The sequence below is a fragment of the Providencia sp. PROV189 genome (assembly GCF_028480065.1).
In the GTDB taxonomy this organism is placed as follows: domain Bacteria; phylum Pseudomonadota; class Gammaproteobacteria; order Enterobacterales; family Enterobacteriaceae; genus Providencia; species Providencia stuartii.
The window spans coordinates 208,115-232,911 of sequence record NZ_JAMPOG010000008.1 but is presented as its reverse complement, the minus strand read 5'-3'; the positions used below and the strand labels follow the sequence as shown (position 1 = coordinate 232,911).

Sequence of the window (24,797 nt, the reverse complement as noted above, 5' to 3'; positions counted from 1 at the left end):
AGCAATGTATGACGCCTGTCGGCGTCTCTTTGGAGGCAATCCGAATGAGCAAATTTTTAGACCGATTTCGTTATTTCAAACAGCTTGGCGAGACTTTTTCAGGCGATCACGGACAAGAGTTGAACGTCAATCGTGATTGGGAAAATGGTTATCGTAGCCGTTGGCAGCACGATAAAATTGTGCGCTCGACACATGGCGTAAACTGTACAGGGTCATGTAGTTGGAAGATATATGTCAAAAATGGTTTGGTAACATGGGAAACGCAACAAACAGATTACCCACGTACACGCCCTGACCTACCTGATCATGAACCAAGAGGCTGCCCGCGTGGAGCGAGTTACTCATGGTATCTTTACAGCGCTAATCGGGTGAAATATCCAATGGTTCGTAAGCGCTTACTAAAATTATGGCGTGAAGCGAAAGCAGAACATCAAGATCCTGTAAAGGCTTGGTTTTCTATTATCAATGATCCACAAAAAGCACAAAGCTATAAGCAAGCTCGTGGGCGCGGCGGCTTTGTACGCTCAAGCTGGCAGGAAGTAAATGAGCTGATAGCCGCAGCTAATGTCACAACGATTAAAGAGTTTGGCCCTGACCGTATTATTGGTTTCTCTCCAATACCCGCAATGTCGATGGTTTCTTATGCTTCAGGAGCAAGATATTTATCGCTGATTGGTGGTGTTTGCCTCAGTTTCTACGATTGGTATTGTGATTTACCGCCATCTTCACCGATGACTTGGGGTGAACAAACGGATGTACCAGAATCGGCGGATTGGTATAACTCCTCCTATATCATTGCATGGGGTTCTAATGTGCCTCAAACGCGTACTCCGGATGCGCATTTCTTTGCTGAAGTACGTTACAAAGGTACGAAAACGGTCGCAGTCACACCTGATTATGCCGAAATAGCTAAATTGTGTGACCACTGGTTGAATCCTAAACAGGGTACAGACAGTGCAATGGCGATGGCGATGGGGCATGTGATCCTTAAAGAATTCCATATCGAACGCCAAGCTGAGTATTTTCGTGAGTATGTACGTACTTACTCCGATATGCCAATGTTGGTTATGTTGGATAAACGTGAAGACGGAACATATGCTGGCGGTAGAATGTTACGAGCCGCCGATTTGGTTGATTCTCTGGGCGAAGAGAAAAATGCTGAGTGGAAAACCATTGCTATTGATGAAGCAACAGGGGCGTTATGTGTTCCTCAAGGTTCAATGGGGTTCCGCTGGGATAATAGTCGCAAATGGAACCTCGAGCCTCGTAAAGCGGATGATGGGCAAGAGTTCAAAATGCAGCTTAGCCTCTTGGATGGATGCGATGAGGTTGTCGAGGTTGGTTTCCCTTACTTTGGCGGCTTAGAAAGCGAACATTTCCAAAATGTTGAGCTTAAAGACGTGCTGTTACATAAACTGCCCGTAAAACGTATTCAATTGGCGGATGGTAGCGACGCTTTGGTGACCACTGTTTATGATTTGATACTCGCGAACTATGGTATTGAACGTGGTTTAGGCGATGAGAATTGTGCCGCAGATTACGATGATATAAAGGCATACTCCCCCGCATGGGCGGAGAAAGTGACGGGGGTTAGCCGTCAAAATATCATCCGGATTGCACGGGAATTTGCGGATACGGCAGAAAAAACGCATGGACGCTCTATGGTGATTGTTGGTGCAGGTATCAACCACTGGTATCACATGGATATGACCTATCGCGCTATTATTAATATGTTAGTGTTCTGTGGCTGTATAGGACAAAGTGGTGGTGGTTGGTCACACTATGTCGGACAAGAAAAATTACGTCCACAAACGGGTTGGCTGCCTCTTGCTTTTGGCTTAGATTGGCAACGTCCACCGCGCCATATGAATAGCACCTCATTTTTCTACAATCATTCAAGCCAATGGCGCTATGAAACAGTCAAGACGGAAGAGCTATTATCCCCATTAGCCGATAAAAAAGCATTTAGCGGCTCTCTTATTGATATGAATGTGCGCGCAGAGCGCATGGGATGGTTACCTTCCGCACCACAATTAAACGTTAACCCTATTACGATTGCTAAACAAGCCGAAAGTGCAGGTATGTCGGCGGTAGATTACACGGTTAACCAATTGAAAGAAGGGAATATTCGCTTTGCTGCGGAGCAACCCGATAGCCCACAAAACTTTCCGCGTAACCTATTTATTTGGCGTTCGAACCTACTTGGCTCAGCCGGTAAAGGCCATGAATATTTATTGAAATACCTATTAGGTACTGAAAATGGTATTCAGGGGCTTGATTTAGGACAACAAGGAGAAGTGAAGCCTGAAGAGGTTGAATGGGCAGATAAAGCGGCAGAAGGAAAAGTCGACTTAGTCGTAACCCTCGACTTTAGAATGTCGAGTACCTGTTTGTTCTCGGACGTGGTTCTACCAACCGCAACGTGGTATGAAAAAGACGATATGAATACTTCGGATATGCATCCATTTATTCATCCATTGTCTGCGGCGGTTGATCCTGCTTGGGAATCGAAAAGCGATTGGGAAATTTATAAAGGGATTGCTAAAGCATTCTCAGAAGTCAGCGTAGGTCACCTCGGGAAAGAAACCGACGTTGTTACGCTGCCAATCCAGCACGACAGTGCCGCTGAAATGGGGCAACCTTTCGATGTGCGTGATTGGAAAAAAGGCCAATGCGAATTGATCCCAGGGAAAACGGCACCGCACATTATGACGGTTGAGCGTGATTATCCATCGACCTATGCACGTTATACCTCACTTGGTCCTTTGATGGATAAGCTCGGTAATGGCGGTAAAGGGATCAGTTGGAATACGCAAGATGAAATAGACTTCCTGAAAAAACTGAATAAAACCCAACCTAGTGGCGTTAATCAAGGACGGCCGAAGATTGAAACTGCTATTGATGCTGCGGAAGTTATCTTAACGTTAGCACCAGAAACCAACGGGCAGGTGGCAGTGAAAGCGTGGGATGCTTTAGGTAAAGTCACAGGCCGTGATCATACCCATTTAGCACGCTATAAAGAGGATGAAAAAATCCGTTTCCGCGATATTGTTGCGCAGCCACGTAAAATCATCTCTAGTCCCACATGGTCAGGCTTGGAAGATGAGCATGTGTCTTACAATGCCTGTTATACCAATGTTCATGAAATGATCCCTTGGCGTACCTTAAGTGGTCGTCAACAGTTATATCAGGATCATGAGTGGATGAGAGCTTTTGGTGAAAGCCTTGTGGTTTATCGTCCTCCTATTGATACCCGTGCGGCCCAACCGTTGATGGGGAAAAAGCCAAATGGTTTCCCTGAAAAGGCGCTTAACTTCTTAACGCCGCATCAAAAATGGGGGATCCACTCCACATATAGTGACAATTTACTGATGCTAACGCTGGGTCGAGGCGGACCGATTGTCTGGTTAAGTGAAGAAGATGCCCGCCAGTTAGGTATTGAAGACAACGATTGGGTAGAAGCCTTCAACAGCAACGGGGCGTTGACCGCGAAAGCCGTGGTGAGCCAGCGTATTCCTGATGGCATGATCATGATGTATCACGCGCAAGAACGCTTGATTAATTTGCCAGGCTCCGAAATTACGGCGCAGCGCGGCGGGATCCATAACTCAGTGACCCGCGTCTGCCCTAAACCGACCCACATGATTGGTGGTTATGGGCATTTAGCATATAGCTTCAACTACTATGGCACCGTGGGCTCTAACCGCGATGAATTTGTGGTGGTACGTAAAATGAAGCAGGTCGATTGGCTTGATGGTGAGCAAGATGGCTATCAGCAGGCGCTGAGCGGAAAGGAGAAAGCATAATGAAAATTCGTTCTCAAGTCGGCATGGTATTGAACCTCGACAAATGTATTGGTTGTCATACCTGTTCAGTGACCTGTAAGAATGTCTGGACCAGCCGTGAAGGCGTTGAATATGCTTGGTTTAATAACGTCGAAACGAAACCAGGTATCGGTTATCCCCATAATTGGGAAGATCAGGAAAAATGGAAGGGCGGCTGGATCCGTAATATCAAAGGTAAATTAGTGCCGCGTATGGGCAACCGAGTCGGGGTACTTTCAAAGATCTTCGCTAACCCAGATGTTCCTGCTCTGGATGATTACTATGAACCATTTGATTATGACTACAGTCATTTAAAAAATGCTAAAGAAGGGCAACATGTGCCAACGGCTCGCCCACGCTCATTAATTACTGGGCAGCGTATGAGCAATGTCAATATGGGGCCAAATTGGGAAGATGATCTTGGTGGCGAATTTAGCAAACGCGCACACGATAAGAACTTTGAACATATTCAAAAAGAGATGTATGGGCAATTTGAAAATACATTCATGATGTATTTGCCGCGCTTATGTGAGCACTGTTTGAACCCAGCTTGTGTGGCGACTTGCCCGAGTGGTGCTATCTATAAACGTTCAGAAGATGGCATTGTCTTGATTGACCAAGATAAGTGTCGTGGTTGGCGGATGTGCTTAACAGGCTGTCCATACAAGAAAATTTACTTCAATTGGAAAAGTGGTAAATCAGAAAAATGTATTTTCTGCTATCCACGCATTGAGTCTGGTATGCCGACAGTGTGCTCTGAAACCTGTGTTGGGCGCATCCGTTATTTAGGCGTGCTGCTATACGATGCCGATAAGATTGAGCAAGCGGCGAGTGTAGAAAAAGAAACCGACCTATATCAAAGCCAACTTGATGTATTCCTTAACCCACATGATCCACATGTGATAGAAGAAGCACAAAAACAAGGGATCCCTCTGAGTGTGATCGACGCTGCTCAAAAGTCCCCTGTTTATAAAATGGCGATGGAGTGGAAGCTTGCATTGCCATTGCACCCAGAGTATCGAACTTTACCGATGGTGTGGTATGTGCCGCCTTTGTCACCCATCCAATCCGTTGCGGATGCAGGTATGTTGGCGAGCAATGGTGTCTTACCTGATGTTGAAAGTTTACGTATCCCAGTACAGTACCTAGCGAATTTATTAACCGCTGGAGATGTCGAGCCAGTATTGCTTGCACTAAAACGTATGTTAGCGATGCGTCACTATAAACGGGCTGAAACAGTAGAAAATCAATGTGACACCAGTGCACTAGAACAAGTTGGTCTAACAGAAGCTCAGGCACAAGAGATGTATCGTTATTTGGCAATAGCGAACTACGAAGACCGCTTTGTGATCCCATCAAGCCATCGTGAGTTAGCGCGAGAAGCTTTCCCAGAAGCGAAAGCGTGTGGCTTTAGCTTTGGCGATGGCTGTCATGGCAGCGATAGCAAGGTGAATTTGTTTAATAGTCGCCGTATCGATGCGATAGATGTGACACCAAAAACATCGCAGGAGAAAACATTATGATGTCGTTGAAAGTGATTTCGCGCTTACTTGACTACCCAAGTGAAGCGTTATGGCAGCATCGTGATGAGCTTATCGAGGCGCTAGAGCAAGCGAATGAGTTGCCATTTACCCAAGCCGTTCAACTGATGATGTTTGTGCGCGAATACCTTGATGAAGATCTGTTAGACATGCAAGCACAATATTGCGAGCTATTTGATAGAGGACGCGCAACTTCCTTGTTGCTATTTGAACATGTGCATGGGGAGTCTCGTGATAGAGGGCAAGCAATGGTTGATTTGATGGCGCAGTATCAACAGCAAGGATTGCAGATTGATTGCCGCGAATTACCGGACTATTTACCGATTTATTTGGAATATTTAACGGTATTAACCCCCGACCAAACCCGTGAAGGCTTAAGCGATATTGCGCCAATTTTGGCGCTATTGGGTGAAAGATTGAAACAACGCCAAAGCCGATTCGGTGTGTTATTTGACCTTCTTTTGACGCTATCGGCGACTGCTATCGAAACTAGCCAATTGAGTGGGCAAGTCGCAGCGGAAGCACGAGATGATACGCCAGAGGCATTGGATGCTGTTTGGGAAGAGGAGCAAGTGAAATTCTTTACCGATGAAAAAAGTTGCGCGAGTGAAGTGACGGCTCATCAACATCGCTTTGCAAACGCGGTTGTGCCTCAATATTTGGATCTTGATGCGGGCTATAATGCGGGAGTTCAAAAATGAATTTTATCAATCAATTCTTCTTCGATATTTACCCCTACATTGCCGGTACTGTGTTTATTGTCGGTAGCTGGTTACGCTATGACTATGGGCAATATAGCTGGCGAGCTGGTTCAAGCCAAATGCTTGATAAAAAGAATATGCGCTTAGCGTCCAATTTGTTCCATGTCGGGATCATTGGTGTCTTTTTGGGGCATTTTTTCGGTATGTTAACCCCGCATTGGGTGTATGAGTCTTTCTTGCCAATGCATATTAAGCAATTGATGGCGATGATTGGTGGGGGCGTATGTGGGCTAATGGTACTGATAGGTGGAGCGATGTTATTAAAGCGCCGCTTAACGAATCCGCGTGTCAGAGCTACTTCATCCTTTGGCGATATTATGATCTTAACCTTACTGGTAATACAGGTCTGTTTAGGGTTACTGACTATTCCATTCTCTGCTCAGCATATGGATGGTAGTGAAATGTTGAAATTGGTAGGGTGGGCACAATCGGTTGTCACCTTCCATTGGGGGGCGTCACAATACCTCGAAGGAGTTGGAATTGTCTTTAAGTTACACCTTGTTTTAGGAATGACGCTATTTTTGTTATTCCCATTCTGCCGTTTAGTGCATATCTGGAGTGCGCCAATAGAGTATATTACGCGCCGTTACCAGCTAGTGAGAAATCGTCACTAAAAATATGGCCTTGCAAATGAAGGCAAGGCCAGCTCGTGTTCTTGTGTAAACAACAAATATTGCTAATGTAGCAACCCCATATCATCGATATGGGGTTTTTTGCTTCTTTAGGCGCTTAAACGTGTTTTGACTTGTTTGGCTAAAGTGATAAGCAAAACGAGTATAATGCCCACGATTAACCCAAAAATAAGGTTTGCCAATGAAGGCGTAATGAATTGCATTACCTTACCAATTGCAGGTGTTAACGATAGCGCTAGGGCTAACTCTTCTATCCAATAATAGACTGTTGTTATACCATGAGTCAGAATACCGCCTCCGACCATAAACATGGCAGCTGTGCCGACAACGGATAAGGTTTTCATTAGGTAAGGCGTGGCATAAATAAGCCATGTACCTAATTTGCTTAACCAAGCAGAAGCCTTTTTCTGTAAATAGAATCCGAGATCATCCAGTTTGACAATACCTGCCACTAGCCCATAAACCCCAATTGTCATAACAATCGCAATAATGGAAAGAACAATAACTTGGTTCATAAAGGTTGTTGCAGAAACGATACCGAGTGTGATTGCAATAATTTCAGCGGATAACACAAAATCCGTACGTACTGCTCCTTTGATTTTGCTTTTCTCAAATGCCGCCAGCTCTTCCGGCGACATGACGGCTTTTTGTTCCCTTTTTTCATGGTGTTCTTGGGCGGAATGGAGATATTTGTGCATTAATTTTTCTGCGCCTTCAAAACACAGGTAAGCCCCACCAATCATCAGTAAAGGCGTCACGGCCCAAGGTATGAAGGCACTGATCAATAAGGCGAGCGGAACCAATATCAGTTTATTGATAAAAGAGCCTTTTGCTACGGCCCATACCACAGGGATTTCTCGTTCAGCTCGAACCCCTGTGACTTGTTGGGCATTTAAGGCGAGATCGTCACCTAATACACCGGAGGTTTTTTTCGCGGCCATTTTTGTCATTACAGAAACGTCATCTAATACGGCTGCAATGTCATCAAGTAAAGCAAGTAAGCTACTTCCTGCCACAGAGTGATCCTTTTTTGTCTAATTTAAGGTGTGTTTAATGTTAATTAGGCTGATATTGCGATAATTAGTTCACCTTTTGGTAGGTAAATAAATCCGATTTAGAAGGAATCTATGTCTGTAAGCCAAGAGATGGAGGCTCCACTTTTTAATTGTGAATTTTTTGTGACAGTGGAACCAATATATATATTTTCTCTCTAATCATCTAAATTACCGTGTTTAGATGAGTTTTAAAAAGTATCGTTTGAACAAAATAATAGCAGAAAGTGACCAAGGAAGGTGGCTTTCGAATGAATGGTTTAATAAGGTTAATACATGTCTCCTGCACCTGTTTTGAGTATTGTCGTTGCCGTTTATAATGGTGAAAAGTTTCTTCCTCATTTTTTTGATAGCTTATTAGCGCAAAATCTGAGTAATTGGGAATTAATCGTCGTAAACGATGGTTCAAAAGATAACAGTGAGGCGGTGATCCGCCAGTATCAAGATAAATTCAGTCACTTTACATTATTAACGCAAGACAATCAGGGGGTTTCTGTCGCACGTAATACCGGCATGGCAGAAGCGCGAGGGAAATATATCACTTTCCCTGATATTGATGACGAAATTAGTCCTAAAATGTATGGTCGCTTGTTAGAAATTGCGTTGGCGGGAGATTTGGATGTAGCCACCTGTAACGGAACATATATTTACACTAATGGTGATGCACCAAAAGCGATTTTTCCACCCAATAAAGTACCATCAACAGGTGTGATTAGTGGCCCTGAATGGCTGGAAATTGGTTTAAGTTCACGTAAATTTTTACATGTGACTTGGTTGAATCTTTATCGTCTGGATTTAATTCGCCAGCATAACTTTTCCTTTGAACCTAAATTGCACCATCAAGATATTCCATGGACTACGGAATTACTGCTGGTGGCGAAGCGAGTTCAATTTATTAATGAGCAATATTACGATTATCTGATCCATAATCAGTCGGTTTCCCACTCCTTGCAAGGGGATGAACGGTCTATTCGTAAGATAAATACCTATTTGAAAATCATTGATATGCTGTTGGATATCTATAAGCGCTATCCGAAACAGGTTGAACAGGCGCCAGCGTGTTTATGGCAGGTCGGTAAAGAAGGGCTTGGGATTACTCAAGCCATACTTGCCATTAAATCACCGGAAACACAGCGAGATGTCGCCCGCATGTTTTTTGAGAAAGGTTATTGGGATGTGATCTGGTCTCATGCGACGACGATCAAGTTAAAATGGCGTTTGATCCGTCGTTACACTAAGTTGAAAGCTATCGCTAAATAATCGCTAAAGGGTAGCGAATGGAAACATTGGCTACCCTTGTTTTGAAAAGGCCTAATTAGGTAATCTTTTCAATGAATCAATAAACAATTCCCACAATCTAGCATTATCCAATCGAGTCGCAACTTGCGTATGGCAGTCGCTAGCTGGCGGATGCCGGAAATCAGTGACAGTCATCCCTGTGGTCAGTGCCCCTTGTAATTCAATATTTACCGGCGCTTTTTGGGTTGTGATTAATGTTGGATCAATAACATAAGCAACAGCGCAAGGGTCATGCACAGGGGCGTGCTCATTGGTTCCATTACGTTGGCGATATCCCGCAGTGTAGTAACTTAATGAGTCCACGACAAACTGGCTTATCGGTGTATTGAGTGCGGCGATATCGGCCATAATTTTGTCTGTCGGCCTTGCTTGGTGTGTTAAATCGAGGCCTACCATGGTGAGTGGCCAGCGTTCATTAAACACAATATGAGCAGCTTCTGGGTCGATAGCAATATTGAATTCGGCGACCGCAGAACGATTTCCGGTGTGGTAGCCTCCTCCCATTAAAACCACTTCTTTAACTAAATCGACGATCTCAGGCGCTTTTCTTACAGCAAGGGCAATATTAGTTAGCCCCGCAGTAGGAACGAGTGTGACCGTTTTAGGTGGATGGGATTTTAGGGTATCGATGATGAGATCAACGGCATGGCGCTTATCGAGTGGCTGTGTAGGGGAAGGAAGATGGGTGCCATCAAGGCCACTTATACCATGTACTTCTGCCGCATTTTGGATGTTACGTATTAGTGGGCGAGGACAGCCTGCTGCAATAGGGATTTGTTTTCCACCAGCGAATTCAGTGATGGCTTGAGCGTTGTGGGTGACTTTATCTAACGTTTGATTACCGACGACAGTAGTAATTGCTAGCACATCGATATCAGGATGCCCTAATGCCAATAGAATTGCCATTGCATCATCATGGCCGGGGTCGCAGTCTAAAATGATTTTCTTTTGTGGCATTTTTCTCTCCTAAAGTTGGCAGGAAAATGGTTAAGCATGAATGTATTAAGGAATGAGCTTAACCATAGGATCCATTGCTAATTGAGTCTATCTAAGCGTGTTATTAAGGTTAAAAAATTGCGTGTACATTTCCTGTGATACATCTCGGATTTATATGGATGGTGATAAATAGTTGGTAACAAATTATTAATACTTTTGGACGAGAGTGTGATTTGATTAACATATTAATAACAATTGGATTGAGTTGCTTAGGATAATGTGGTTTTTATAAGCTTTTGGCAGCTGATTTTATCGCTGAGAGAAAATAGCTTATTAATAAGTTAATGACTTTGGAGGCAGAATGGAAAACTATCTGGATAAACTACCTGATGTGATTGATTCTGTTGCAACCAACCAATTTTATCCTAATTTATTATCATGGCTATCATCATTTATTGCATTTGATAATGCCATTGTTTATTCATTTGAAAAAGATGCCCCACCACGCTTTTTATCGAAAGTTGAAAAGCGCAACAGTGACAGTGTGAACCGCATTTATCAACGCGGGGCTTACCTTATGGATCCTTTCTACCAAGAGTTACAAAAAGGGGGAGGCTCCCAGGTGCTGACATTGAGAGAACTAGCACCAAAAGGTTTTTATCACACGGATTACTATCTCAATTTTTACCGGAAAACAGGTTGGTGTGATGAAGCGGGGCTGCTACTGGAAATCACCGCAGATAGGCAGTTAGGGATCTTTTTTGGTAATGAAGATGAACCGTTTTTATCTGAAAAATCAACACAGGCACCTTTAAAAGAAGCATTTGAAATTATTCGTAGCATGGCAAAACTGCATAAAGAAATTTCTCCAAATGATGTTTCTAGCCACTATCGCTTAGCAGATATGCAGACTCGTTTCGGTTTAACGCCAAGAGAGTGTGAAATAGTGGAACTGATCCTTGAAGGTAAAGGCTCTCCGCAGATTGCGCAGTCTCTCTTTATTAGTTTAGGCACAGTAAAAAACCATCGTAAGAATATCTATCAAAAGTTGGATATTAATTCTCAAGCAGAATTGTTTAACTTATTAATGAATCATCGAAACCACCCTTCTTATCGTCGCTGTTTGTGTTGAAATTTCTAACATCAAGCATGACTTTAAAATTGTGATTATTAATATAAAAATAATACGTAATATTATGATTTAATTTGTTTTTGTTCTATTTTTAAATTAGTTGTTTATATCGAAATATTCTACCTGTGTCACAAATGTTAAATCAATGTTTCAAATATCCCTAAAGGGCTATGTAAATGTTAAAGCAAGGTTAAGATAATCGAGGTTATCGAAAGATACTAAATAGGGTATCCATTATGAATAACCAAGTAGAATCATTAACTTATTACGCTGCTACTAAAAAGTATGACCTACGTTTTCCAACATTGAGAGAAGACTTAGATGTTGACGTTGTGATCATTGGTGGTGGCTTTTCCGGTATCCATACGGCGCTTGAATTATGTGAAAAAGGCATCACCAATATCGCGATTTTAGAAGGGCGTTATCTGGGATATGGCGGTTCAGGGCGTAACGGTGGACAAGTCATGGCGGGAATCGGTCATGATATTGACGCCATTAAAAAATATGTTGGCAAGGAAGGTTTAGAAACTATTTTTAAGCTTAGCAACATGGGGGCGGGGATCATGCGCGACCGTATTGCTAAATATAATATTGATGCCGATTTTTGTCGTGGTTACGCCTACTTAGGGAGTAACAAACGCCAAGAAAAAACGTTACGCAGTTGGTTGAATGATTTTAAAGCCGTCGACCCAGATGAGGAAATTGAGTTTTACTCAGGCTCTGATCTTAAACAGATCATTGGTTCGGATGCATATACCTGTGGCATCAAGCATATGGGCGGCGGTCATGTTCACTCCTTGAATTTACTCTTGGGTGAAGCAAAAGCTATTAGCGAAGTCTATGGCGCGAAAATTTTCGAAAACAGCCAAGTCGTCAATGTGGAATATGGTAATACCATCACAGTGCGTACGGCAATGGGATCTGTGCGAGCGCAAAAAATGCTATGGGCTTGTGACTCATTCCTGAATGGTCTTGAACCCACAATTTACCCAAAAACCATTAATACCTACGCTTATCAATTAATGACAGAAGAGTTACCTGAAGAACTCATTGAGCAAATTAGCCCTATTCGTGGTGCTTACAGTGATATTCGCCCTGTCATTGATTATTACCGAGTGACAAAAGAAAACAGGCTGCTGTTTGGTAGCTCAACGCATTTTCTTGAGTATATCCCGTCTGATCTAAAAGCTTGGAACCGTAATTTGATGCTAAAAGTTTTCCCCTATCTAAAAGATGTCAAAATCGAATTAGCATGGGGCGGACCGATGGCATGTAGTGCGAACCTATTCCCGCAAATAGGAACATTGCCACAACATAAAAATGTATTTTATGTACAAGGCTATTCCGGTTTTGGTGTGACGCCGAGCCAGATCGTGTGCAAAGTGCTTGCAGAAGGTATGGTCGAAGGGTCAAGCCGTTATGACTTAATGAGTTCTATTCCTCATGCCAACATCATTGGTAAGGACAAACTGCGTAATGTCATCGTATCGCTGGCAAAAATTATGCACCAAACATCGGGTTACTGGCAGGGGCGCCGCTAACTCAACTATTTTGTACCATCGTGTTAATAAATAAAAAGGTGAAGTCATGATTAGTCCACTACTGTTAAACAAACCACTTCCTGATTTACTGAATATTGGTAGTGTAACCAATTTAGGATCAGAGGTTGTTGAAGGTGACCCACAAGCTAGCGTTGCGATGATCCATGGTGAGCCAACAGATAACCTAACGTGTGGTATTTTTGCCTGTACTAAAGGTAAGTTTAAAATGGTTTACCCATTTGATGAAATGGCGACAGTATACGAAGGCTCAGTCAAACTGACTGATGTCAAAACAGGTAAGACTGTTGAATATCATAAAGGTGACACTTGGTTTGCTGCTAAAGGCACTGAAGTCCTATGGGAGATCACCGCTGAGCGTTTTGTTAAGCATTATCTTGCTTGTGTAAACGCATAATTTATTTTTAAAAGTGGAGTGATAACGATGAATCAATTAGCCCTATTGCCGGAAGTTAGTGCGTTTTTGCAACGTCAACATGGACATTTTATCAACGGCCAGCCAGTTTCCGGTGAGGGGGATGCCTTCTTTGAAGTCGTTAACCCTGCCACAGAGCAAGTTATCGCGAAAGTGAAAGAAGGCACTAAGGCCGAAGTGGATGCTGCTATGCAGGCTGCTTACACCGCCTTTCGTGGTGCTTGGGCAAAAACAACGCCGATGGAGAGAGGTAACTGCCTCAATCGCTTAGCGGACTTGCTCGAAAAACATCTTGAAGAGCTGGCGCAGTTAGAAACCTTATGTTCAGGGAAAACCATCCAATTATCGCGTTTTCTTGAAGTTGGCTCTGCTGCTCAGTTCTTACGTTATTTTGCAGGTTGGGCGACAAAAATTAGCGGTGAAACACTGAATGTCTCTCTACCATCATTTAAAGGTGAACAGTATTCAGCCTTTACCCAGCGTGAACCAGTAGGGGTTGTTGCCGGCATTATTCCGTGGAACTTCTCAATTATGATTTCCATTTGGAAGTTGGCAGCGGCGCTGACTTGTGGCTGTACTATTGTTTTAAAACCGAGCGAATTTACACCGTTAACTATGCTGAGAGTGGTTGAATTAGCCAAAGAAGCTGGGATCCCTGATGGTGTTATTAATATTGTTAACGGCGGTGGTCGTGAAGTTGGCCCAGCGTTAATTAGTCACCCATTATGTTCGAAAGTGACCTTTACGGGGTCAGTACCCACAGGACTTGCCGTAGGCCGAGCTGCAATGGAAGGGAAACTCACCCGTGTAACCCTCGAATTAGGCGGTAAGAATGGGGCGGCTTTCTTGGCTGACCTGCCTGTTGAAAAAATTGTTGATGGCATTATTGAAGCGGGTTACCTCAATCAAGGCCAGATTTGTGCGGCAGCGGAGCGTTTCTATATCCCATCTTCTTTGATGGATGAAGTATTAGCTCAGCTTAAACAGCGTTTATCTACCTTGAAAATTGGTTCTCCGTTGGATGAAACAACCGAAATGGGGCCATTGGCGAATAAAGCCCATTATGAAAAGATTTTAGGGTTATTTGAGAAAGCGCGTAAAGAAGGCAATGAAATTGTCTACGGTGGTCAGCCGATAGCTGGTGCGGGTTATTTCGTACCGCCAACCATTATCCGTGCGAACAGCCCAGATGATGCGTTAATGAAAGAAGAAACATTCGGTCCAGTGGGTACTTTCTTAAGTTACGATGATGAAGAAGAGTTGATCGAACAGATGAACAGTACGCCATTTGGTTTGGCCGCGAGCCTTTGGACTAACGATCTGAGTAAGGCGATGCGTATGATTTCACGTATCGAGGCAGGAACCGTTTGGGTCAATATGCACACATTCCTTGACCCTGCCGTACCTTTTGGTGGGATTAAATCCTCGGGTATCGGTCGTGAATTCGGCAGTGCGTTTATTGAACATTACACAGAACTGAAGTCGGTCATGGTTCGTTATTAATTGTTAATGTTGTTGTATTCAGCATGCCTCCAATGCAGTGTTGCCAGTAGTTGTATTTGGACGTGTTGTATCGAGTATTTTTTGAGTCAATTTTATAGTGGTTGCCCAGCTAACGCTGGGTTTTTTTTATCTCCAAAAAGTCAGGCGCAGCTTTTCTAACATTAGCCTTAAAGGGACGTTGAGACTCGGCTGGAGAAAATTATCAGTGGAGGTCACTCATGAAAACCCGTGCTCCCTGAGCTTTTGTTATCTTTTTCCTCTTGGTAACGTCGGTATCACAATCTTCGAAGAGAGAGCCTTAACAACGTACATAACCCAGTGTTAGGTAGGGCACAGAATGCCCTTTAGATAGGTTAGAACGTTTTCTGATATTGATTGTGAGACGATGCAGGATACCGCTTATCCATTAATTATTTTTAGTCTAAAGATAGATATCAAATCGCCGTAAACTCATTTCAGTTTCAGTGTCACGTTCAAAAGCCACCTAGCAAGAGCGAGTTATCAATGTACAGGTAACCGATTTGAAGGTTATTTGTAACGGCATTCACTATTAACTCTCAAACGACAAATTCTCGATATGGTTTTGTGTTGGTTTTTGGGAAACATATTAAAAATTAACACGAAAAGAGAGTTTACTTGAATTTACAAAAATCGATGAATGAGATACAAGATAATTTAGTAGATAATGCTTTGATGGTAGGGGTAAATAATCATAAAGACAATTAAAATGTTTATTTTTTAATTTTAAATATTATAAAAAATAATGAAACTCATTTTCGTTGTTTTTGCTTTTGGTTATTTTATTTACGATAATGTTATTAAGTTTGTTTTTGTCTAAAAAATTATTTTAGCGAAAAACATGATAAATGGGTATACGTATTTTTTAATGTTTTCATATGTAAAAATTTATTTTAATAATAATGGGTAAATATACGTATATTAATTTAATGGGATTATTAAAATATAAAGTAATCATTTAAAGTGTATTATTCAAAAAGTCTTTTTAATCATTTGGTTAGTTGTGAAAATCCAGTAGTTGCATTTATATTATTATTTAATTCATGGAACAATTTACGTCACTTGATAGGTCTCACCTATCGTAAGTGGTTTATTCGATCGAAATAAACTTCTTTAATAGAATATAGATAAGAGTTAGATTACATGCAAATAAAGAGTATTTAATTATCTAATAATTTATTTCTATTTGGTTTTTCATTTTTTTATTCTGATAAATACTTGCACTAGAGAGATTGTTTTATGGTTTCACAAGAAAAAGAACATTTTGATGTGATTAACTCTGAAATTGGTGAATTTATAAGAATGATTAGAATAAAAAAAGGGTTAACGGGAGCTGAGCTTGGTAAATTAATAGGTGTAAGTCAACAGCAAATTTCACGGTATGAAAGAGGTTATCATACACTCTCATTATCAGATTTTACATTTATACTATCAGTGATGAATGTGTCATTTTTAGACTTTATTTCATATTCGTCATTCTTTAAGTCTGATGATTGCCATATAACGCCAAAAGACTACATGTTATGAAATGATAACCTATTTCTGTTTAAAGAATCTTTATAGTATAGATAAAAGTTAAACTAGTTTTAGCTGTATTGTCTTTCTAATATATTAAATTAACCTTTTAGCTTTATAGCTAATGGGGATGGACTTCGTGAATTTTTATGTATTAGAAAGTGTTTTATCTAAAATGCTTTCTAATACAGATATGTTTATCTGTGTTGAGTAATTAAATAGTCTTAATTTTATTATTCAATTTATAATTAAACTTAAAACATTGATAGGAAATAGTATGAAATTAAATAAAGCTATGGCTGTATTAGCAGCGGCTATGTTAACCACATCTTTCGCTTCACTTGCAGACGTTAACTCAGGCACCGTGACTTTCAAAGGTGAAGTTCGTGATACTCCTTGTAACCTAGATGCGGGTCAAGGCGGTACGGCAACGGTTGTTGATTTTGGTCAGCTATCTCTAAGCCAATTAAATGCGGGTGATTCAAAATACAAAAATTTTGAATTGAACCTGAAAAATTGTTCTTTGACTTCTATTGACGATACAGATCCACAAAACCCAGTCACAGTTACTAAGACCGCAACGATTACTTTTGATGGTGTTAGCAAAATTGCAGGTCAAAATCTTTTAGCAACATCAGGTAGCGCAGCAAACGTTGCAGTTGGTATCCAAGATATTACTTTTGGAACCCCTGCGGCACTGAACCTACGTGATGGTGATAATACATTGACTTATTCTGCTTTCGTTAAGAAGGTGGGTGCTAATGCTGTAACAGCAGGTGATTTCTCAACGATCTCTACTTTCGAAATCGCATACCAGTAAGTTATACAGGCTCCTTCACTATTAGGCGAAGGAGCCTATAATTTGAAAAATTAATACTATGAAAAGCTTGCTGATTATTACTCTGTTATTCTCACCTATTTTCAGTATGCCAGTCTTTGCTGCAATGAATTGGGGACAGGCAACAGTAAAAGGAGAGGTACTCGCTTCTGGTTGCTCAATTCAATTGACGAGTAAAGACCAAATTATTGATTTTGGTGCCTATGCCTTAAGCAAGTTAGAAGAAAATAAGATAAAGAAACCATTTAAAATAATTTTAAATAATTGCCAATTATCAAATTCTTACTTCAATGATGAAAAATCGCCTGTACGAATAAAGTTTACAGGTCCAGCAACAAATAATTTTAATGGCTTTAAATTTAATGATGCCGATGGTTTAGCTATTTATATATTAAGTGGAAACGATGTTGTTAAACCTAATCAATACTACCCAATTTATAAATTAAAAAGAATATCCGGGAAAACAAAATCGATTAATGAACAGCAATTAGACTTTTTATCTGAGGTTATTGTTGTTGATAAGCTAAAGCCTCAATTAGGAGAATTCTCAAGTATCATTACATTTGATATCGATTACTATTAATCTAATGAGTATTTATGATGTTATCAACAAAAGAAAAAATAACGATATTCATGGTATCGATGCTTTGTTTGACTAAAGTGTCTTACGCTGTAGAGTTTAATACCGATATACTTGATAGCGAAGATAAAGCTAACATTGACGTCTCAAGATTTAAAAATCCTAATTTTATTCTACCGGGAACTTATTTCTTTAACATCATTATAAATAGTACTCAATTGACGCAGTCTACAGTTCCTATTCAAATTATTGGTGATAGTACAGATGCCTCTGTCAGTGATGTGTGCATTGATAAGTCATACATTAATAGCTTAGGTATTAAAGAAAAGTATATTGACCAATTAACCTATTGGAATGATGGGGCGTGTATTGATTTTTCGGCATTAAAAGGGGTCAGTGTTATCCCTAATTTATCCGAAGGCACTGTGACGCTGAATATACCACAATTATATCTCGAATATATGGATAATAACTGGTTACCGAAATCATTGTGGGATGAAGGTATCAGTGGGTTGTTATTAGACTATAATGCAAACTATCAATATAGTGATCGGGATAGCTTAAAGAATCAGATTGCTTCCATTAGTGGATATCTTGGCGCCAATATGGGAGCATGGCGCCTACGTAGTGAATACTATGGTAATTATCAAAGACAAAATTCCAATGGTAAAACATCGACAATACGTAATTTTTTATTTAATGCCATTTATTTATATAGAAATATAAAAGCGCTAGATTCTAAATTAGTGATTGGTGAGAGTACAACCCCCTCACAAATTTTAGAGCCAATTAAATTTACAGGATTATCATTATTCACTAATGATTCCATGTTACCACCAAGGTTACGTGGATATGCACCAGAGATAACAGGTATAGCTAAAACGAATGCACGAGTTGTCATTACACAACTCGGACGTGTATTGCACGATGGAAATGTACCTGCTGGACCATTTAAGATTCAATCATTAAACAGTGGAACTCGTGGTGAGCTTAACGTAAAAATTATTGAGCAGGATGGTACTGAACAACAATTTACAGTGAGTAGTTCGAATGTTCCATATTTAACGCGTCCGGGCACCACGCGATATAACGTATCTGCGGGGCAACCGACAAAAGTGGATCATTCGGTATATCGTGGTGTGTTCTTTTTTAGAGCAGAGGCTTCTCACGGTTTAAATAACAATTGGTCGTTAAACGGTGCAACAGATATTAGCCAAGGCTATCAACAGGTTTCATTAGGTGTTGGTCGTTTTATGAATCGGTTTGGTGCACTTTCTGTGAACATTACGCGTTCGTTCGCACAATTAGATCATGATAGTCCTTCAGGTAACTCATACAGTGTTAATTACTCGAAAACATTCGATGACTACGATATGGACTTAACTTTTGCAGGGTATCGATTTACTGATAGAAAATACTATACATTATCCCAATATTTAGATTTAAGAGATGATAGGGTTGTTGATAGCGAAAAAGAACGTTATCAAATAACGCTTTCTAAGCGCTTAGGTGAGTTTAATATAAACTTAAATTATCAATTGCAACAATATTGGGATAGAGGTCAAACTCATCAATATGGTCTTAATATAGGTAAAAGTATCAATCTTCCTTACTTAAAACTACAGGGAGGAAGCATTACATTATCAGCAAATAGAAGCTATTATCAAAATAAATATGATGACCAAATTAGCTTAATGCTTTCTGTGCCATTTGGTAAGCAGTTTTATACTTTTGATACAATGAAATATAACGATACTTATAATTCGCGTGTTTCAGTGTCTAATTTAACAGATGATAATGACTACTATAATATAAGTGCATCGACAAGCTACGGTAAAGATGCCAAAAAACAAAGTACACTTGCTGGAATGTATGATTTACCGACACGCTATGCATCTATCAATAGTAATATGTCTATCTCGGATAAAGGGGATAGTAGTTTAGGCTTAGGACTCAATGGTGGGGTGACATTGACGCAACATGGTGTAGCTTTACACAGTTCATCATATTCTTCTGCCTCAAGGTTAATGATAGACACAAATAATATCGCGGATGTTCCTTTAAATAATGGTACAACCGTGACGAATGGATTAGGTATTGGCGTTATTCCTAACATGACTAACTATTATAAAAATAGTTACAATGTGGATATGAGTAAATTACCAGATAATATTGAATCATCAAATACAATTTATGATATCGCCTTAACAGAAGGCGCTATTGGATATAGAAAAATAAGTGCAGATAAAGGTTTTAAATTATTTGCAACGATTAAAATGTCTGATAACTCAGGGTCACCACCATTTGGTTCTCAGGTATTAAATGAAAAAGGGAGAGAGGTCGGGATTGTAAGCGATAATGGATTAGTTTGGTTAACAGCGGTTCAATCAGAAGAAAAGTTAAATATCAACTGGTCTAATAAAATACAATGCAGTACGACCTTACCAACCTTAGATAATGTAAATCAAATTATTTTAATTTGTGAGAAATAGAGAGTTTTTATGAAATATAAGTTATTGTTAATTCCACTATTATTTATAGCACATAACAGCATGGCCGCGGTTTCTCTTGATAGAACAAGAGCGATAGTAGAAGGGAGCTCTAATCCAGTTATTATTAATATTGAGAATCAAAGTGATACTTTGCCCTATTTAGCTCAGGCTTGGATTGATGATAAAGATGGTAATAAATTAACAACAGGGCCGTTAATTGCAACACCATTGGTTCAACGTTTGGAACCAAACGTAAAAAGTATGATTCGAATCTCGACGACGGATGTATCTCAGTTACCGAAAGATAGAGAGTCTGTTTATTACTTTAATTTAAGAGAGATCCCGCCTAAAAGTGATAAACCGAATGTTATGCAGGTCGCATTACAGTCAAGAATTAAATTATTCTATCGCCCAGAGGCGATTTTAGATAAGGCAAAAACCAATTGGGCTTTAGATTTAGAATTACAATCTGTCAGTAATGGTTATGTGGTTAAAAATACATCACCTTTTTATTTGACCGTGATAGGCTTAGCCGGTGATAGAAATAAGTCAGAAAATGGTGCCTTTGATTCGTTTATGATCGAACCTTTTGGTTCTTATCAAGTCAAGACTGCTCATTTTCAAAAGCCTTATCTTACTTATATTAACGACTATGGCGGAAGGCCAACAGTTTCATTTAACTGTGATGCATCCGTCTGTAAAGCAGATAAACAATAAATTTCAGAGCTAACAAAGTGAGAGTGCAATGAAGTATTTTTATTTAGTGTTTTACACTTTATTTATTTCATTTAGTAGCATGGCCACTCAGTATGAGGAAAACAATTATTTTCCTTCGAATGATGTGACATCTGCAATGAAGATGAATGAATTAAGTGGAAAACTGAATTTTAAAATAAGTTTAATGTACTCTCCGTGTGTCATTTTAGCTAATGAATATGTTGGAAGTTTCTTTTTTATTGAGTTAGATAAATGCTTGTTTAATGATAATAATATAAAAATTCCATTACAGGCAAAAGCGAAAGTGTTTGAAGGTAATCAGCAAGTGATGGCATCTCAGAAGCTATTCTCAGGTAGAAATAATGTTTATCTACAGACTAAAAACATTAAGGGTAGAGCAGTGATTATGGAGCTAGATTATGATTAAAAAAATACTGGTCATATTACTTAGCTTGATGGTATCTCCCGCTTTTGCCAGTGAATTGGTTATTAATTTTAATGGTAATTTAGTTGATAAAAAGTGTGAAATTAAACAATCAGATATAACAGTTCAATTCATACCTTATTCATTAGGCTATATTGAAATCGGTGGCAATATCTCGGATAAAAAATCATTTGCAATTGAATTTCAAAATTGTACGCCAACACTGATGAATAAGATTATAAAAATTTCATTAGACTCTACTAATGTATATAGGCGAAATGGCGTTGATTATTTGAAAACGCAAGGTGGAACCGGTCTCATTGTCGGCCTAGAAAGCATGAGTGGGGAGCCTATATCATTTAATCAACCTTTAGAAGTACAGGTTACTAATGATAGTAAAGCAGAATTAGTTTTAAATGCATTTTTAACTAAAGGTGATTTCGCTAAACCTGGCACTATTCATGGCACAGCAAGTGTTATGGTTAATTATAATTAATAAGAGGAAATAATATGATAAAGATAAGACAGCTACTCTTATTATTATTGTTTCTATCCAATTGGAGTCTTGCCGCTGATTTTAATAGCGGTCGTGCAGATGTCAGAATAAATATTAGTGCAACGATTGTTGCTCCGGTCTGTACCGTTTTAGGCAATAATAATCAATCCCCCTTGTTTGTGAACTTTGATAACATTGATTTTTCTGACGTAGAGAGTGGAACTGCTTATCAAGATATTCAACTTAAATATAACTGCGCTGGTAGTTCAGTACCCGCTAACAAAGTGATGAGCTTATATTTATATCCGACAAAATATGGCATTTATACACAGGTAGGTAATAATGTATTACGCACATCAAAGGAGGGATTAGGAATTTCGTTGACAAAAGAAAATACTAATCTTGATTTAAATAAGTGGATCCCTTTTGGGAGTAATGAGCTAGAAGGCTCATTTATTCTTCGTGCATCTTTAATTACACCTGATAAATCACTATTAACTGAAGGTAGCTTTGACAGTACGGTGGCTATTTTGATGAGTTATTTATAATCTGAATTAGGTCTTATGATGAAAAAATTTTTTTCTTTACTACCGGTCGTATTATTTGCTTTTTCAAATATTAGCTCCGCTGGAGACCCTGATGATTGGACTGTCATGGGATATAATGGCACTCAGTTTACCGCAAATACAACTTGGACAGGGGCTAATTTTAATGGTGTAAACTTAACGTTGAATGCCATTTTAAGTAGCTCTGGCGGGAGAATGACAGAATATGCTTGGGGGACTCGTGCCTGTGCTCCTTATGGTGGTTCTCCTAATTCAATTAACGTGCAGTATGTTATCGTACCAAATACAGTGAGATATGTTGATCCTGTAACGCGGAAGGCATTTGATTTTAGAATTGTTTTACCTCAATCTTTGGGATCAATTTCGGGATATCCTAATGCTCAATACGCAAAAATAGGTCAAAGTGCAGGTAATGTCGGGCGTGCAACGTGCAATTCAGTACCTTATACACCGATGGCTTTTAGTGGGCAAACGGCAGTAACTTTAATTAGTAATACAAATTTACCGATTAGAAGTACACCGCATATTATTCAAGTGGATACAACTTTGTTTGGGGTAAGGAATCCGGAGGTACCTAGTAAATGGTTAAGTTCTGTTGCGCTAATCCAGCCTAAAAACTCAGCAAGGTTAAACTTTTATGTCACGGTGGTGAATACGTGTCGAGTCGATAAAACTCAATTAGATTTTAATTTTGGTACATTACCTCAGTCATTAGCAGAAGGTAAAAATTTGACTAAAACAATAACGGTTAGTTGCACTCATCCAGGCAATATTAAAGTGACTTACCGACCATCAAAACCAATTGATAGTGCTAATCCAACTCGTACTAGTTTAGATTTAGGTAACACGTCATCGGGTTGGTATGGTGAGCTATCCGTGGATAATAAAAAACAGTTAATTACCACTTTACAAGGCATTACAAATAAAACATTAGATATTGGTATGACATTAGGAAAAAATAGGGCTAATGCATCGGTAGGTAATATGAGTGGTGGTGGTGTATTAATTTTTGAGTATATTTAATTTGAATTACGTTTGGCGATGGTGAAAATCAATGGATTGATTTTTACCATTTTTTATTGATATTAACACGCATAATGAGTCATTATACGTGTTAATATATGCTTTGTTTTATGATTCTCTTCATCTTCTGAGTTCACTATCACCATTTTTAATTCTCAAAATAATAAGCATCAATAATAATGAAATTAATCGTTTGATTTCCTATATCAACCTCGTAATCAATTAAATATTGATTGATTCTGTCTGTTCGATGAGTTCGTGAATATGCGCCATGACTGAGTTGATAGAAAAATACCACTCGTTTTATGCGTATTTTGTTTGTTGAAGTATTTTAGTTGTTCTCCTATGATGAACTATAATTTAAATAAAAGGATAAAGTTATTGAATATAAAATTAAAATAATTCAGTGTTTTCTCTATAGAATAGTGAGTTGAGGAACCGTGTTTCAAGTCATCTATAAACGTTTAATAAAATGATTAAAGGTATAAGATGTCCTCTATTTTAAATGTTCGATTGTTTTGTTTTTTGGGATGCTGTTACTTATGATTAATGAATGAGTGAAGCTTTAGTGGCGAAATGTTAGAGCGAGGGTATGTATATGGAAACAGCCTTGAGCTTTGAAATCAGTGCTATGTCTAAAATAGATAATACATTAGAACATTTGCTAAAAAATACTGAAGAGCTAACGCCCTTATTCTATACAGTGAATACTGAGATAGGTAAAACTGAATGGCGAGATACCTATAATACGTGTTGTGAATTAAAGAACCTTACTCATGTAAATGTGGTTCCTCATATTGCGATTAATAATAAAGATGAATGTGAGTTATGTTTTATTATTGAAGAGTATTTGAAGAATGATATAACAGAATTGTTTGTTATTAGGGGGGATAGACACCGTTTTGATGAGGAACTCCCATTTAATTATGGCATAGAACTTATTGATTTTATTCGGAGGAGATACCCTGAAGTGATGATAAAATCCAGTATTTATCCTGATTATCACAAAGAGAGTATCATACCTGAAATAGAAATTGATTGGCTAAGAAAAAAATTGCAATTAGGCGTTACAGAGCTTATTAGTCAATTATGTTTGAATAAAAATGCATTTTCTTATATGAAAAAGCAATTGGGGAATGATATTCCTATCACAATATCAATGATGCCTATGCTTAACTTTAGTTTTATTGAGTCGTTTTTTAAAAATAATGCGATCGATTATCCATTATGGATAAAGAAACACATAAGGCCGAGTAATATTAATAACCATAGGGCATTTGGTATTCAGCTTACTCAATTTCTCATCGGAGAGTATATAAAAGAAAACAAGCGATTGCATTTTTTTACATTAAATAATGCACAGATGGTCAAAAAGCTATTTGATAAATTGAGATGAATCATCTGAATATCGCTGATAGATTGAACTATTTTTTCCAGCGAAATTAATATTGGTTTTATCCCGACAACAATAGGG

At 39.3% G+C, this 24,797-nt stretch carries 21 protein-coding genes; 19 read left to right on the top strand and 2 right to left on the bottom strand.

Annotation, left to right across the window (positions count from 1 at the left end):
* The first annotated feature begins 44 nt into the window (after nucleotides 1–44).
* The 4 genes from PR833_RS06855 to narI are packed head-to-tail and all read left to right on the top strand — an operon-like array spanning nucleotide 45 to nucleotide 6,740.
* Complete coding sequence (locus tag PR833_RS06855) at nucleotides 45–3,806, top strand: nitrate reductase subunit alpha (protein ID WP_272525984.1); 3,762 nt, start codon at nucleotides 45–47, stop codon at nucleotides 3,804–3,806.
* The gene (gene narH / locus PR833_RS06850; RefSeq protein ID WP_004926510.1) at nucleotides 3,806–5,347 is read left to right on the top strand and encodes a nitrate reductase subunit beta; all 1,542 of its coding nucleotides are present in this window, start codon (nucleotides 3,806–3,808) and stop codon (nucleotides 5,345–5,347) included. The genes PR833_RS06855 and narH overlap by 1 nt, the downstream gene beginning before the upstream one ends.
* On the top strand, nucleotides 5,344–6,066 hold the full coding sequence (gene narJ, locus PR833_RS06845) for a nitrate reductase molybdenum cofactor assembly chaperone (protein ID WP_040132754.1): 723 nt from the start codon (nucleotides 5,344–5,346) through the stop codon (nucleotides 6,064–6,066). Before narH ends, narJ begins: the two co-directional genes overlap by 4 nt.
* Nucleotides 6,063–6,740, top strand: a complete 678-nt coding sequence (gene narI, locus PR833_RS06840; RefSeq protein ID WP_004926515.1) for a respiratory nitrate reductase subunit gamma — start codon at nucleotides 6,063–6,065, stop codon at nucleotides 6,738–6,740. The genes narJ and narI overlap by 4 nt, the downstream gene beginning before the upstream one ends.
* A gap of 107 nt (nucleotides 6,741–6,847) precedes the next feature.
* Here the strand turns inward: narI and PR833_RS06835 are convergent, their stop codons facing one another.
* Complete coding sequence (locus PR833_RS06835; protein WP_004926518.1) at nucleotides 6,848–7,774, bottom strand: DUF808 domain-containing protein; 927 nt, start codon at nucleotides 7,772–7,774, stop codon at nucleotides 6,848–6,850.
* 312 nt (nucleotides 7,775–8,086) lie between these two features.
* Here PR833_RS06835 and PR833_RS06830 point away from each other — a divergent pair, with 312 nt between their 5' ends.
* The gene (locus PR833_RS06830; protein ID WP_004926519.1) at nucleotides 8,087–9,070 is read left to right on the top strand and encodes a glycosyltransferase; all 984 of its coding nucleotides are present in this window, start codon (nucleotides 8,087–8,089) and stop codon (nucleotides 9,068–9,070) included.
* 51 nt (nucleotides 9,071–9,121) lie between these two features.
* Here the strand turns inward: PR833_RS06830 and uriH are convergent, their stop codons facing one another.
* The gene (uriH, locus tag PR833_RS06825) at nucleotides 9,122–10,066 is read right to left on the bottom strand and encodes a uridine-preferring nucleoside hydrolase UriH (protein ID WP_004926521.1); all 945 of its coding nucleotides are present in this window, start codon (nucleotides 10,064–10,066) and stop codon (nucleotides 9,122–9,124) included.
* Nucleotides 10,067–10,406: 340 nt separating this feature from the next.
* Between uriH and PR833_RS06820 the strand changes: the two genes are divergently transcribed.
* The 14 genes from PR833_RS06820 to PR833_RS06755 all read left to right on the top strand — a co-directional run bounded on the left by PR833_RS06820 (nucleotide 10,407) and on the right by PR833_RS06755 (nucleotide 24,719).
* Complete coding sequence (locus PR833_RS06820) at nucleotides 10,407–11,177, top strand: helix-turn-helix transcriptional regulator (RefSeq protein ID WP_014656847.1); 771 nt, start codon at nucleotides 10,407–10,409, stop codon at nucleotides 11,175–11,177.
* A gap of 236 nt (nucleotides 11,178–11,413) precedes the next feature.
* A complete protein-coding gene (locus PR833_RS06815; protein ID WP_004926527.1) occupies nucleotides 11,414–12,718 on the top strand; it encodes an NAD(P)/FAD-dependent oxidoreductase in 1,305 nt (434 codons plus the stop codon).
* Nucleotides 12,719–12,764: 46 nt separating this feature from the next.
* Nucleotides 12,765–13,133 (top strand): cupin domain-containing protein, encoded by a 369-nt coding sequence (locus PR833_RS06810; protein ID WP_004926531.1) that lies wholly within the window; start codon nucleotides 12,765–12,767, stop codon nucleotides 13,131–13,133.
* Nucleotides 13,134–13,160: 27 nt separating this feature from the next.
* On the top strand, nucleotides 13,161–14,654 hold the full coding sequence (locus PR833_RS06805; protein WP_004926533.1) for an aldehyde dehydrogenase family protein: 1,494 nt from the start codon (nucleotides 13,161–13,163) through the stop codon (nucleotides 14,652–14,654).
* A gap of 1,257 nt (nucleotides 14,655–15,911) precedes the next feature.
* Nucleotides 15,912–16,199, top strand: coding sequence for a helix-turn-helix domain-containing protein (locus tag PR833_RS06800; RefSeq protein WP_004926536.1), 288 nt, complete (start codon nucleotides 15,912–15,914; stop codon nucleotides 16,197–16,199).
* Nucleotides 16,200–16,464: 265 nt separating this feature from the next.
* Complete coding sequence (locus PR833_RS06795) at nucleotides 16,465–17,007, top strand: fimbrial protein (RefSeq protein ID WP_004926539.1); 543 nt, start codon at nucleotides 16,465–16,467, stop codon at nucleotides 17,005–17,007.
* Between the two features lie 58 nt (nucleotides 17,008–17,065).
* Nucleotides 17,066–17,608: a fimbrial protein gene (locus tag PR833_RS06790; protein ID WP_004926542.1), complete on the top strand. Its 543-nt coding sequence runs from the start codon at nucleotides 17,066–17,068 to the stop codon at nucleotides 17,606–17,608.
* 14 nt (nucleotides 17,609–17,622) lie between these two features.
* Nucleotides 17,623–20,097: a fimbria/pilus outer membrane usher protein gene (locus PR833_RS06785; RefSeq protein WP_060560945.1), complete on the top strand. Its 2,475-nt coding sequence runs from the start codon at nucleotides 17,623–17,625 to the stop codon at nucleotides 20,095–20,097.
* Nucleotides 20,098–20,106: 9 nt separating this feature from the next.
* A complete protein-coding gene (locus PR833_RS06780) occupies nucleotides 20,107–20,814 on the top strand; it encodes a fimbrial biogenesis chaperone (RefSeq protein ID WP_004926549.1) in 708 nt (235 codons plus the stop codon).
* 28 nt (nucleotides 20,815–20,842) lie between these two features.
* Nucleotides 20,843–21,241 carry a hypothetical protein gene (locus tag PR833_RS06775; RefSeq protein WP_036941941.1) on the top strand — a complete coding sequence of 133 codons (399 nt, stop codon included), beginning with the start codon at nucleotides 20,843–20,845 and terminating at the stop codon, nucleotides 21,239–21,241.
* Entirely contained in the window at nucleotides 21,234–21,734 is a 501-nt protein-coding gene (locus PR833_RS06770; RefSeq protein ID WP_004926555.1) for a fimbrial protein, read from the top strand. The genes PR833_RS06775 and PR833_RS06770 overlap by 8 nt, the downstream gene beginning before the upstream one ends.
* 14 nt (nucleotides 21,735–21,748) lie before the next feature.
* The gene (locus PR833_RS06765; protein ID WP_154625290.1) at nucleotides 21,749–22,282 is read left to right on the top strand and encodes a fimbrial protein; all 534 of its coding nucleotides are present in this window, start codon (nucleotides 21,749–21,751) and stop codon (nucleotides 22,280–22,282) included.
* A 15-nt stretch (nucleotides 22,283–22,297) separates the two neighbouring features.
* On the top strand, nucleotides 22,298–23,323 hold the full coding sequence (locus PR833_RS06760) for a PapG chaperone-binding domain-containing protein (protein ID WP_004926562.1): 1,026 nt from the start codon (nucleotides 22,298–22,300) through the stop codon (nucleotides 23,321–23,323).
* Nucleotides 23,324–23,921: 598 nt separating this feature from the next.
* Nucleotides 23,922–24,719 carry a methylenetetrahydrofolate reductase gene (locus PR833_RS06755; protein WP_014656842.1) on the top strand — a complete coding sequence of 266 codons (798 nt, stop codon included), beginning with the start codon at nucleotides 23,922–23,924 and terminating at the stop codon, nucleotides 24,717–24,719.
* Nucleotides 24,720–24,797: the final 78 nt, after the last annotated feature.